Consider the following 13,239-nt stretch of genomic DNA (forward strand, 5'->3'; position numbering starts at 1 on the left):
ATAGGAAAACCTGGAAACTCGAATTTAGTTTCCGGGTTTTTTAATATCCTTTATCCTGAGAAACGGTATTCTTCAATTCTTCGCCCTTTTCCATTCTTCTATAATTCTCAGCAATTTGAGGTGCTACTGAAGCGGCGTTGCTCATACTGGCCACGTGCGGAGTGATTAAAATATCTTTTCTATTCCAAAATTTGTGGTCCTCGGGTAAGGGTTCGGTATGAAATACATCAAGCGCGGCACCGCTCAATTTCCCGGAATCTAAAGCTGCAATCAAATCTTCATCTACCAAATGTCCGCCACGCGCCACATTAATCAAATAGGCTCTTTTGGGAAGTTTTTCGAATAAAGCCGTATTTAAAATACCTTCGGTGTCTTCCGTCAACGGAAGCAAACAAACCAAAATTTCAGCTTGTGCTAAAAACTCATCCAGTTCGTCGTGTTTATAACTTGTGATGCCTTCAACATCTTTTCGCGAATGCGACCAGCCGCTTACCTGAAAACCGGTTTGCTGAAGCGTCTTTCCTACTGCCTGTCCCAAAGTTCCAAAACCCAGAATACCAATCTGCACATCAGGAACGCGTTTGTACTGGGTTGGCTTCCATTGGGATTGGTCCTGCAAACTGCGGTATAGCGGCAGATTTTTGATGTGATTCAGGCATAAGGTTAACACAAATTCCTGCATATCGCTGGCAAGTTCCTCGTCAACAACTCGCGTTAACGTAACATCTTTTGGTAATGAGGGATCATTAAATAAATGGTCTACTCCGGCCCCCATAGAACCAATGACTTTTAAGTTGGGATAACCTTCAAAACTTCCGTTAGGTGCTTTCCAGGTAACCGCCATGGTTACGGCACTTTTATCTTTAGCCGTTTCTGGGGTGACCAGTTCAATTTCAGGATCAGCCTTTTGTAAGGCTTTAATCCATGGTTGGTAGTCTTTGTTGTTGCGGATAAGTAAGAGTGCCATAATTCAGTTTTTAAGTTCTAAAATTAAAAAATGCCACCGTAGAGCGATGGCATTTCGTATAGGTTTATGTGTTTTTTAGGACTTACAGCCCAAATACTTCTTTTACCTGGTCAACATAATCAAGTTTTTCCCATGTAAATAATTCAACTTCTTTTTCTACACGACCGCTGTAAGGGCTTTCAAAAACTTTAGTAATGGTTTGTGGGTCTTTACCCATATGACCATAAGCTGCAGTTTCTCTATAAATAGGATTGCGCAATTTTAAACGTTCTTCAATCGCTGCAGGGCGCATATCAAACAGTTGGCGCACTTTTGCAGCGATCTCGCCGTTGCTTAAATCTACTTTTTTGGTTCCGTAGGTATCAACAAAAATGGAAGTAGGTTCTACCACACCAATCGCGTAAGATACCTGTACCAGAACTTCGTCTGCAACACCGGCTGCAACCAGATTCTTAGCGATATGTCGAGCCGCATAAGCTGCAGAACGGTCTACTTTACTCGGGTCTTTCCCTGAAAAAGCACCACCACCGTGAGCACCTTTTCCGCCGTAAGTATCTACAATAATTTTGCGACCGGTAAGGCCGGCATCTCCGTGAGGACCACCTATTACAAACTTTCCGGTTGGGTTGATGTGGTAGGTGATATCGTCGTTAAAAAGTTTAGCCAAATCATCAGTCAATGCTGCTTTTACCCGTGGAATCAATATCGAAATGATATCCTCTTTGATTTTAGCCAGCATTTTTTCGTCTTCATCAAACTCGTCGTGCTGGGTAGAAACCACGATGGCCACAATTTTCTGCGGAACGTTGTCATCAGAATACTCAATAGTTACCTGAGCTTTTGCATCAGGACGTAAGTAGGTGATTTCTTTTTCTTCGCGACGCAGCTTTGCCAGTTCGATCATAATGCGATGCGAAATGTCGAGCGCAAGCGGCATATAATTCCCGGTCTCTTTAGTCGCGTAGCCAAACATCATCCCCTGGTCACCGGCTCCCTGTTCTTCTTTTGAAGCCCGGTCAACACCCTGATTGATATCTTGCGATTGCTCGTGAATCAAAGAGATCACTCCGCAGCTGTCACCGCTAAACTGGTAAGCACCTTTGGTATACCCAATGTCATTGATCACCCCACGCGCGATGTTTTGTACGTCGATATAGGTGTCGCTTTTTACTTCGCCTGCTAGTACCACCTGACCGGTAGTGACAAGGGTTTCACAAGCCACTTTAGACTCGGGGTCAAAAGCTAAAAAATTATCAAGTAAGGTATCGCTGATTTGATCAGCGATCTTATCGGGGTGTCCTTCAGACACACTTTCTGAGGTAAATAAATAAGCCATTAAGCATTTTTTTATTCCCGTAACTGGGATTAAACGTCGAAGAACGATTTGACAAATGCAATGAAAATGGTAGTGTGTTACTGCCTTTAGCATTTTTTACACCAAAATTAATCGGCATAAGAGGTTGCAATCAGTCAAATCTTTCCTCTTTAGGCTGGCAAATGTATAAATTTAGAAGGTATTACAAAACAGGATTTAAAATCTTATGATATTTTATGACTTGATAAAAATAAACCGATTTTGTTTGCATATATTTAAAACGTTTTGCAATCTTTGTGCTCACAAAGTTCTCAAACTTACTGAAATGTTATCAAGAAAGGCGGAGGGATTAGACCCTGTGAAGCCTTAGCAACCCTTCCCCCGGGATGAAGGTGCTACATTCTACAACAGCCTGGCTGATGATAGATAACTAATGAGTCATTTTTTTCTAAAGTGACTTTATAATTCTTAATAACATTTTTCTTGTAACGAATGCCGGTCGTCGGCAGCAGACTTTGGGTTTAATTTAGTTTCAACTCAAAAAAACAGAAAAATGAGTACACAAAAATTTTCGACTCAGGCATTACACGCCGGTCACGACACCACAGTAAATGGCGGTACCCGTGCGGTGCCTATTTATCAAACTACCAGTTACGTTTTTAACGATTCAGACCATGCGGCAGGTTTATTCAACCTTTCACAGCCGGGTTACATCTACACACGCTTAAACAACCCGACTAATGATGTATTGGAGCAACGCCTTGGAGCTATTGAAGGCGGTATTGGCGCAGTGGTTACCGCTTCGGGTACGGCTGCAATTAATACAGCTTTACTTACGCTTTTAAAGCAGGGCGATCACATTGTAGCTTCCAGCAGTTTGTATGGTGGTACTTACAATTTGCTGAGCGTAACGCTTCCGCGATTTGGCATAACCACAACTTTTGTAAATCCAGATAAGGCCTCAAATTTTAAAGATGCCATTCAGGAAAATACACGCGCAGTTTTTGTAGAATCTTTAGGTAATCCTAAGCTCGACGTTCTGGATTTGGAAGCTATTTCCGCAGTCGCGAAAGAAAGCCGAATCCCACTTATCGTTGATAATACGGTGGCTTCTCCGGCTTTGCTAAATCCCATCGCACACGGAGCTAATATTGTAATTCATTCATTGACTAAATACATCAACGGTAACGGAACCTCTTTAGGAGGAGCAATCATTGACGCTGGTACTTTCGACTGGTCAAGTGGTAAGTTTCCGGAGTTTACCGAGCCTTCTGCCGGATACCATGGATTGGTATATCACGAGGCTTTGGGGCCTGCAGCATTTATTGCTAAAGTGCGGGTGGAAGGATTGCGCGATCACGGTGCAGCTTTGAGTCCGTTTAACGCGTTTCAGATCATACAGGGTTTAGAGACTTTGACTATTCGTATCAAGCAGCATAGTGAAAATGCTTTGGCTTTAGCAGAATGGTTAGAAGCACAGCCCGAAGTTACCTGGGTAAATTATCCTGGACTTGCGAGTAGTAAGTACAATGATTTAGCTAAAAAATACCTTCCAAAAGGACAGAGCGGTATTGTGACCTTTGGCCTTAAAAGCGGCTTTGAAGGTGCAAAAACCGTAGCCGATAAAACCGAAATCTTTTCGCTTTTAGCAAATATTGGCGATACAAAGTCCTTGATTATTCATCCTGCAAGTACTACACATCAGCAATTGTCTGATGAGGCTCAGGAATCTACCGGCGTGACTAAAGATTTAATTCGTCTTTCAGTGGGTCTTGAGGATATTGAAGATTTAAAAAATGATTTAAAAGCAGCATTTGCGCAGATTAAACAAACCGCAACTGCTTAAAATAACTGAAGATTGAAGTTAGTCTAATTGTCAACCTGAGCCTGTCGAAGTTTATAAATTAAAAAGTCTTCGACAAGCTCAGACTGATACTAACCTCTTAGTCTTTTTCTAATTCAGAAAGATTCCCTAAAATGTTACACAAACTTAACCTTCCCCGGTTTACGACGCAATCAGGATTTCAGCTTGACCTGTCGCTCAGTTATGAGACTTTTGGTCAGCAGCTGGGCACGGCACCGGTGATTTTAGTCAATCACGCTCTCACGGGAAATTCGCACGTAAGCGGTCCCGATGGCTGGTGGAATGAACTCATAGGTGATGATAAATGCATAGATACGCGCAAGTACAGTATTCTTTCGTTCAATATTCCGGGTAACGGCTATGACGGCTTTTTAATTGAAAACTATAAAGAATTTGTTGCGCAGGATGTCGCACGGGCTTTTTTAGAAGGATTAAAGGGACTTAAAATCTATGAGCTTTTTGCTATTATTGGCGGTTCATTGGGTGGTGGTATCGCCTGGGAAATGGTCGCTCTGCAACCTGCAATTACCCAGCATTTAATCCCCGTAGCGTCTGACTGGAAATCTACAGATTGGCTGATTGCCAACTGTCAGATTCAGGAGCAGATTTTAAAGAATTCATCGCAGCCGGTTCACGATGCACGTATGCACGCGATGTTGTGTTACCGCACGCCGGAATCGTTTAAGAATAAATTTCAGCGAAGCACTAATGAAGATCTCAATATTTTCAACGTTGAAAGTTGGTTAGATCATCACGGTCATAAATTGAAAGATCGCTTTCAGGTTTCAGCCTATAAATTGATGAACCAATTGCTTAAAACCATTGATGTTACCCGTGGTCGCGAAGGTTTTAATGAAATTTTGAGTCAGGTCGAAGCCAATATTCACATCGTGGGGGTAGATTCAGATTTATTTTTTACGCCTGTCGAAAACCGGGAGACTTACAAGCAACTGGCGCAGGTTAAGAATAATGTAACCTACGGCGAAATCAATTCGGTACACGGGCACGATGCTTTTTTAATTGAATTTGAACAGCTGGAGCAATTGCTGTATCCGGTCTTTAGAGCCGATACCGCAAAGCTGAAAATTTTAAAATTTGGCGGAAAATCACTGGCAAACGGAAACGGTCTCGATACCGTCTTAAATATCATTAAGACTAAAGTCGAAAATGGCGAGCGCATCGCGGTGGTGCTTTCGGCACGCGGTGGTGCGACTGATGAGCTGGAAGCAATCCTGGAAGCTGCAGCTTCAGGCCGTGAGTTTCAGCATCAGTTTGAAGCGTTTAAAAAGTATCAGCAAAATGATTTTGACGTAGATCTTTCCGAAGAATTCACAGAGCTCAAGCGACTTTTTGATGGGGTCGCTTTACTTGGTGATTACAGCAAGAAAGTAAAAGATGAAATCTTGTCTTTTGGTGAATTGATTTCAGTAAAAACCGTAACCCATCTGTTGCAAAAGCAAGGGGTGAAAGCCCAGTTTACAGATTCGCGTAAGCTTATAAAAACCAATGGAACCTTTGGCAACGCGCAACCCAATGACAAGCTTTCCAAAGAGCAGGTAGTTAAGCATTTTACAAAGTATAATGGTGAGACGGTAAACATCGTGACCGGTTTTATCGCTAGTGATGATAACAACCATACCACGACTTTAGGTCGTAACGGAAGTAATTATACGGCTTCACTTTTAGCCAATTATCTGGATGCCGGCGAATTGCAAAATTATACGCACGTAGACGGAATTTTCACGGCGAATCCAGACCTGGTTCCCGATTCGCAAAAGATTGAACGCCTGACGTATAGCGAGGCAAATGAACTTGCGAATTTTGGGACTTCGGTGTTGCACGCCAAGACGATTATTCCGCTAATTGAAAAGAATATTCCGTTACGAATTCTCAATACGTTTAAGGCTGATGATGCAGGTACATTGATCACGGCACAGACCGAGCAGGAAGGCATCAAATCGCTTTCGGTATTGAGCGAAATGGCCTTGATCAATCTGGAAGGCCGTGGTTTGCTAGGAAAAGTAGGAGTAGATGCTCGTATTTTCAGGGCTTTGGGCAACAGCGGTGTGAATGTGAGCATCATCGCTCAGGGTTCTTCAGAGCGGGGTATTGGTTTGGTGGTTGAGGCCAAGCAGGCACAACAAGCCATTTCGGCCCTTCGGTTTGAGTTTGAAGCCGATTTCCAAAGTCAGGATGTCAATCGCATCGAGATTATTGATGAGGTTGCGGTGATTTCGATAATTGGTCAGGATTTGAGCAGTTTCCATAAACCTTATAGCGAACTCATCAAAAACGGGATTGTTCCGTTGTTGTTCAACAATACGATCACGGGTAAAAACGTGAGTGTGGTGGTGCGCAAACCGCAACTGACTAAGGCTCTTAATGTAGTACACGGGGAGATTTTTGGCATTGCCAAAAAAATAAATATTGCCATTTTCGGTCACGGATTGGTGGGTGGAACACTAATCGATCAGATCGTGGCATCGGCTGAAACCATACAGGAGCGTAAAGGAATTGCGCTGAATATTTTCGCGGTAGCAAATTCTAAAAAAGTTCTGTTTGATAAAAACGGCGTTTCAGAAAGTTGGAAAACCGATTTTGAAAGTCAGGCAAAAGAAGCCGGTGTAAAACAAGTTATCGCTTTCGCGAAAGCCAATCACCTTGCAAACCTGATTGCGATTGACAATACCGCAAGTGGGGTGTTTATTGAGAATTACATCGAACTGGCGCAATACGGATTTGATCTGGTTTCTTCCAATAAAATAGCCAACACAGTAGGTTTTGATTTTTACCGAAAACTGCGTCGGGTTTTAGATGAAAACAACAAGCGTTATTTGTATGAAACCAATGTGGGAGCAGGATTGCCGTTGATAGATACCATACGCTTGTTGCACCTTTCGGGCGATAATATTACCCGAATAAAGGGTGTTTTCAGCGGTTCGTTGAGTTATTTGTTCAATACTTTTTCGGTAGAGGATCGCAATTTTTCTGAAGTTTTGCAAGATGCGATTGATAAAGGTTTTACAGAACCAGATCCGCGTGAAGATCTGGGCGGAAATGACGTAGGCCGGAAATTATTAATTCTGGCCCGAGAACTCGACTTACACAAAGAGTTCAGTGATGTCCAGATAGAAAGCCTCATTCCTGAAAATTTACGGGAAGGAGCCGCATCAGACTTTTTAGGAAGATTGAAAGAGCTCGATTCGGTTTTTGAAGCGCGTAAAAAAGCCTTAAAAGAAGATGAAGTTCTGCGTTATGTTGGCGACCTTTACGGTGATTTATCTCAGGAAGATGGAGGGACTTTAGAAGTGAAATTAGTTACTGTTTCTAAAAGTTCGGCATTGGGTCAGGTAAAAGGCAGTGACAGTATTTTTGAAATTTACACCGAATCCTACGGAGAGAATCCGTTAGTGATTCAGGGTGCCGGGGCAGGAGCAGCGGTGACTGCTCGGGGTGTTTTTGGAGATATACTGAAACTCGCAGAGCGGAATAATTAATTTATTCTTTATGGTTATTATCATTAGTATTCTATGCCAATAGTAATAACAATAATAATAGCAATAACAATAATAAGATGAAAGTAACACTTGAACGTAAAAACAAGGACTACCTGTTTGAAGCCAAAGGAGCTTCGGGAAATCCTGTAATGATAGATAATAAAACCGGAGATGTGGTTCAGGGCAGCAGCCCAATGGAATTAGTGTTAATGGGCGTGGGAGGTTGTAGCGCGATTGATATCATTTCGATCTTAAAAAAGCAAAAGTTAGAAATTGATTCGTATCACGTAGAAGTTGAGGGCGACCGCAAAGAAGTAGGCGGTGCCAAACCTTTTGAAGCGATGCGCGTACACGTGTATCTGGAAGGCGATATTCCTCCTGCAAAAGCATTGCGAGCTGCACAATTAAGTTTTGAAAAATACTGTTCAGTTTCCATCACTTTGCAAGCTGGAGTAGACATTTCGTACAAAGTGTTTTTAAATGGAGAAGAGGTTGAGTAAGTCTGTAATCTAAGAAGTGAGATTTAAGAACAAAGAACACCGAATAAAGGAAAAGAGAAAAAGGTATGTGGTGATTAACGATTCCACAATTAAACAATTGAACGCTTCAACCTTTTAAACACCTTAAGAAAACCGAAACAGGATTTTAGACATCTGATTAGATAACCAAAACGAGTATCTCAAATCTAGCGTCTAAAGTCTAACATCTAAATAACAATGAGTAAACATTTTGAAACCGAAGCCATACGCACCCAATTAAACCGAAGCGAATTCCTGGAGCACTCTGTTCCCATGTATTTAACTTCGAGTTTTGTTTTTGAAGATGCCGAAGATATGCGGGCTTCGTTTACCGAAGAAAAAGAACGCAATATTTACAGCCGGTTTACCAATCCAAATACCAGCGAGTTTATAGAGAAGATTTGCAAAATGGAAGGTGCCGAAAGTGGTTATGCTTTTGCAACCGGAATGGCAGCTGTGTTTTCAACCTTTGCAGCCTTGTTAGATAGCGGAGATCATATTGTGTCGGCGCGTTCGGTTTTTGGTTCTACACACAGCTTGTTTACCAAATTCCTCCCAAAATGGAATATTGAAACTTCGTATTTTAATGTTGATGAGGTCGATAAAGCAGAAAGCCTGATTAAGCCCGAAACTAAAATTCTTTACGTAGAATCTCCTACCAATCCCGGTTGTGATGTTTTGGATTTAGAATATCTGGGTAATCTGGCCAAAAAACACAATCTGATTTTTGTGGTTGATAATTGTTTTGCAACGCCTTATTTACAGCAACCCATTAAGTTTGGTGCAGATATCGTGATTCACAGTGCTACGAAGATGATTGACGGCCAGGGTCGTGTGTTGGGCGGTGTAAGTGTAGGCCGTGCCGACTTGATACGTGAGATTTATCTTTTTTCTCGAAATACTGGGCCGGCGTTATCGCCATTTAACGCCTGGGTGCTTTCAAAAAGTTTAGAAACCCTACATGTACGTGCAGACCGGCATTGTGAAAATGCTTTAAAAGTAGCCGAGTTTTTAGAGGGTCACGAGAAGGTGAATCTTGTGAAATATCCATTTCTGAAATCGCATCCGCAGTATGAAGTGGCTAAAAAACAGATGAAACACGGTGGCAACATCGTCGCTTTTGAAGTGAAAGGAGGAATAGATGCCGGACGTAAATTTTTGAATTCTATTAAAATGTGTTCGCTATCTGCAAATTTGGGAGATACGCGTACGATTGTAACGCATCCCGCTTCTACCACCCACAGCAAACTGGCTGAAGAAGATCGTCTTGAAGTAGGAATCACAGATGGTTTGGTGCGTTGTTCTGTAGGTCTGGAACATACAGATGATATTATCGCAGATCTGGATCAGGCGTTAAAAGCATAGAATTCTAACTTTTTGCATACATTTAGACCGTGTTATCAAAAAAAACAAAATACGGTCTAAAAGCTTTGGCTTACATAGCCAAGCACAAAGGAGAGGATCCTGTGCAAATAGGCGCTATTGCCAAAAGTGAAAATATCTCTCAAAAATTTCTGGAAAGTATTATGCTTACCCTGCGTAAGGCTGGTTTTCTCGGAAGCAAAAAAGGCAAAGGGGGTGGTTATTACCTGCGCAGACAACCCGAAGAGATTAAAATGGTTGAGGTGATGCGTATTTTGGAAGGCCCTGTGTCTATGGTGCCTTGTGTAAGTCTTAATTTCTACGAAAAATGTGACGATTGCCCGGATGAGACTGCTTGTTCAGTACATAGTCTTATGGTTCAATTACGAGATAGCAACCTTGCGGTATTGAATAAAAACACGTTGGCAGACCTAATTGCCGAATAATTCAGAATATTTGGCTTAAATGCTGAAAATCACCTAAAAGTTTTAAAAATTTACTGCAAAGATTTGGTCAATACGATTATGGGGTATACTTTTGCTTCATAATCCTACTATTCCGATAGGATTTAAATAAAATATAGAATTCAGTATTTCAGATATGATTTTAGATCAAGTATATAACGAAGCTCAAACAGATAAGTCCCAAAAAGTGACTTATAAAAAAGATGCTTCAACAGAAAAGCCTTTAAGAAGTGTTGTTAAGTCTGTTAGTTGGAGAATTGTTGGTACGATTGATACTATACTTATTTCTTGGTTTATAACAGGTACATTGTCTTTGGCGTTCTCCATAGGAGCTGTAGAGTTGGTAACCAAAATGGTGCTTTACTTTTTTCACGAGCGTATTTGGAATACTATAAAATGGGGGAGATAATGGGTTATTCGGCAGAACAGTTAATAGGGCTTAATAAAAAGTTAAAGTTAAAGACTCCGGTTGAAATCGCACAGTGGGCAGTACAAAATGCTAAAAATGCAATTGTTACTACTAATTTTCGACCTTATGAGTCGGCAATTTTATTTGCAGCGACTCAAGCTAAAAGTGATATTCCCGTTGTTTGGTGTGATACCGGTTATAATACACCTAACACCTATAGACATGCAGAAGAGGTAATCAAACTTCTTGATTTAAAAGTTGATTTATACGTGCCTCAACAAACTGCAGCACATCGTGATGTAGTTTTGGGAATTCCGCAAATAGACGATCCTAGACATAAAATCTTTACCGAGCAGGTGAAACTAGAGCCATTTAAACGGGCTATGGCAAATCATAAACCAGATTTATGGTTTACAAACCTTAGAAAGGGACAGACTGCACACCGGGATAACCTTGATATTTTGAGTCTCGGAGCAGACGGAGTTTTAAAAGTAAGTCCGTTTTACTATTGGAGCGATGCAGAATTAGATACCTATTTGGCTGAAAATAAGTTGCCAAACGAACATAAATATTTTGATCCAACTAAAGTGTTGGAGAACCGGGAGTGTGGATTACACGCCTAAAACGATTAGAGCATGAGCAAGATTTTAAAAACAAATGCATTAGAGAGCGAGGCGATTTACATCTTTAGAGAGGTAGTTGCTCAGTTTGAAAATCCCGTATTGCTTTTTTCGGGAGGGAAAGACAGTATTACGTTGGTGCGTTTGGCGCAAAAAGCGTTTTATCCGGGTAAGATTCCCTTTCCGTTATTGCATGTGGATACCGGTCATAATTTTCCGGAGACCATTGAGTTTAGAGATAAATTGGTAGAAGAATTGGGGTTGAATTTAATCGTGCGTCACGTGCAGGATGCAATTGATGAAGGAAAAGTGACTGAGGAAACCGGTAAATATTCTAGCCGAAACATGCTTCAGACTACAACGCTTTTAGATGCCATCGAAGAATTTAAATTCGATGCATGTATCGGTGGTGCACGTCGTGATGAGGAAAAAGCACGAGCCAAAGAACGTATTTTTTCTGTGCGTGACGATTTTGGTCAATGGGATGAAAAAAACCAGCGTCCGGAACTTTTCGATCTTTTAAATGGTAAGATTGAAATAGGTCAAAATGTTCGTGTTTTTCCAATTTCAAATTGGACGGAACTGGATGTCTGGAGTTATATAGAGCAGGAGCAAATAGAAATTCCATCTATATACTTTTCGCATAAGCGCAAAACCTTTGTGCGTGATGGATTGATCTGGAGTGCTTCAAAATATGTTTATCGGGAGGAAAATGAAGAAGTCCTGGAGCGTATTGTACGTTTTAGAACGGTAGGTGATATGACGTGTACCGCAGCAGTGGAATCTGAAGCAGACACCATTGCTAGAATAGTAAGCGAGATAAAAACTTCTACTATTTCAGAACGTGGAGCCCGTATAGACGATAAGCGTTCTGAAGCAGCAATGGAAAAGCGCAAGCAACAAGGGTACTTTTAAGAATCATGTATTCAGTGATCAGAAAACAATAGTAACAGCAATAGGAATAACAACGTGGAAGTTTTAAAGATAGCAACAGCAGGTAGTGTAGATGATGGTAAAAGTACCTTGATAGGTCGTTTGCTTTACGATACAAAATCACTCACAGACGATAAATTAGAGGCTATTGAACGCAATAGTAAGAAGAAAGGATACGATTATCTTGATTTTTCTTTAGCGACAGATGGTCTTGTTGCAGAACGCGAACAGGGGATTACCATAGACGTAGCACATATTTATTTTTCGACTAAAAAGAAGAGCTACATCATCGCAGACACCCCGGGTCACGTAGAGTATACCCGAAATATGGTAACCGGTGCTTCACAGGCACAAGCGTCAATCATATTAATTGATGCGCGTAAAGGGGTGATTGAGCAAACGTATCGTCATTTCTTTATCAATAATTTATTGCGTGTTAAACACGTGATTGTTGCCGTGAATAAAATGGATCTGGTCAATTATGATCAGCAGGTATTTGAGGATATCAAAGCCGACTTTGAAAAATTAAATTCACAAAGCAGTTATGAAGAACAAGAAGTAACATTCATTCCTATTAGTGCTTTAAAAGGAGATAATGTTGCTCAAAAGACTGATGCTATGTCCTGGTATACGGGTGATAGTGTGCTTGATTTTCTTGAGACTTTAAAGCCTGAACAAGAAGAGTTGACGGCTGCACGTTTTCCTGTACAAACAGTTGTCAGACCTAAAAAAGACGAGTTTCATGATTACCGCGGATATGCAGGTAAAATTTACGGAAACAGCTTAAAAGTGGGCGATGCCATTACGGTTCTTCCTTCTTTAACTTCATCTAAAATTAAATCTATAGAGTTCTTTGATGAGCAGTATGATGAAGCGGTAGCAGGCAGCTCTGTGACAATTACTTTAGAAAATGATATCAATGTTACGCGTGGTGATATCTTGGTCAAGTCAGACGAAGTACCACATTCTGCAAAAACTTTAACGGCGTCTGTTTGTTGGATGGATGGAAAAGCTTTGGTGCCAGGAGCTAAATATGAAATTCAACACAATACGAATAGAGTTTTAGCAAAAATAGACAGTATTGAGAATGTAATTTCTACTGATTACTCGGGAGAGGATGCTAGTGCCACACAATTAACATTAAATGAGATAGGTAAGGTTAACTTTAAGTTGAGTAAAAACCTTTTTTACGACAATTATGCTGATAATAAGGCAGGAGGGTCTTTTATACTTATAGACACGCAAAGCAACACTACTGCTGGAGTAGGCTTTATCGGATAAAAATATAGA

11 protein-coding genes and 1 riboswitch are annotated in these 13,239 nt (G+C 41.0%); of the genes, 9 read left to right on the forward strand and 2 right to left on the reverse strand.

What is annotated here, in order from left to right; translation table 11 throughout:
* Positions 1-40 precede the first annotated feature (40 nt).
* Both DSM03_RS05650 and metK read right to left on the reverse strand, forming a co-directional pair.
* Entirely contained in the window at positions 41-967 is a 927-nt protein-coding gene (locus DSM03_RS05650; RefSeq protein WP_128760012.1) for a 2-hydroxyacid dehydrogenase, read from the reverse strand.
* 82 nt (positions 968-1,049) lie between these two features.
* A complete protein-coding gene (gene metK / locus DSM03_RS05655) occupies positions 1,050-2,303 on the reverse strand; it encodes a methionine adenosyltransferase (protein ID WP_128760013.1) in 1,254 nt (417 codons plus the stop codon).
* A gap of 304 nt (positions 2,304-2,607) precedes the next feature.
* Positions 2,608-2,715, forward strand: a riboswitch (SAM riboswitch).
* A 120-nt stretch (positions 2,716-2,835) separates the two neighbouring features.
* On the opposite strand from metK, the gene DSM03_RS05660 reads away from it, so the two are divergent.
* The 9 genes from DSM03_RS05660 to DSM03_RS05700 all read left to right on the forward strand — a co-directional run bounded on the left by DSM03_RS05660 (position 2,836) and on the right by DSM03_RS05700 (position 13,230).
* Positions 2,836-4,128, forward strand: a complete 1,293-nt coding sequence (locus DSM03_RS05660; protein ID WP_128760014.1) for an O-acetylhomoserine aminocarboxypropyltransferase/cysteine synthase family protein — start codon at positions 2,836-2,838, stop codon at positions 4,126-4,128.
* 131 nt (positions 4,129-4,259) lie between these two features.
* Entirely contained in the window at positions 4,260-7,643 is a 3,384-nt protein-coding gene (gene thrA / locus DSM03_RS05665) for a bifunctional aspartate kinase/homoserine dehydrogenase I (RefSeq protein WP_128760015.1), read from the forward strand.
* A gap of 77 nt (positions 7,644-7,720) precedes the next feature.
* The gene (locus DSM03_RS05670) at positions 7,721-8,143 is read left to right on the forward strand and encodes an OsmC family protein (RefSeq protein ID WP_128760016.1); all 423 of its coding nucleotides are present in this window, start codon (positions 7,721-7,723) and stop codon (positions 8,141-8,143) included.
* A 216-nt stretch (positions 8,144-8,359) separates the two neighbouring features.
* Complete coding sequence (locus tag DSM03_RS05675; RefSeq protein WP_128760017.1) at positions 8,360-9,526, forward strand: trans-sulfuration enzyme family protein; 1,167 nt, start codon at positions 8,360-8,362, stop codon at positions 9,524-9,526.
* 29 nt (positions 9,527-9,555) lie between these two features.
* A complete protein-coding gene (locus DSM03_RS05680; RefSeq protein WP_128760018.1) occupies positions 9,556-9,969 on the forward strand; it encodes an RrF2 family transcriptional regulator in 414 nt (137 codons plus the stop codon).
* Between the two features lie 154 nt (positions 9,970-10,123).
* The gene (locus DSM03_RS05685) at positions 10,124-10,396 is read left to right on the forward strand and encodes a DUF2061 domain-containing protein (protein WP_128760019.1); all 273 of its coding nucleotides are present in this window, start codon (positions 10,124-10,126) and stop codon (positions 10,394-10,396) included.
* A complete protein-coding gene (locus DSM03_RS05690) occupies positions 10,396-11,019 on the forward strand; it encodes a phosphoadenosine phosphosulfate reductase domain-containing protein (RefSeq protein WP_128760020.1) in 624 nt (207 codons plus the stop codon). The genes DSM03_RS05685 and DSM03_RS05690 overlap by 1 nt, the downstream gene beginning before the upstream one ends.
* Positions 11,020-11,031: 12 nt before the next feature.
* On the forward strand, positions 11,032-11,931 hold the full coding sequence (cysD, locus tag DSM03_RS05695) for a sulfate adenylyltransferase subunit CysD (RefSeq protein WP_128760021.1): 900 nt from the start codon (positions 11,032-11,034) through the stop codon (positions 11,929-11,931).
* A gap of 54 nt (positions 11,932-11,985) precedes the next feature.
* On the forward strand, positions 11,986-13,230 hold the full coding sequence (locus tag DSM03_RS05700; protein WP_128760022.1) for a sulfate adenylyltransferase subunit 1: 1,245 nt from the start codon (positions 11,986-11,988) through the stop codon (positions 13,228-13,230).
* Positions 13,231-13,239: the final 9 nt, after the last annotated feature.

It is taken from the genome of Leeuwenhoekiella aestuarii, from assembly GCF_004104055.1.
GTDB lineage: Bacteria > Bacteroidota > Bacteroidia > Flavobacteriales > Flavobacteriaceae > Leeuwenhoekiella > Leeuwenhoekiella aestuarii.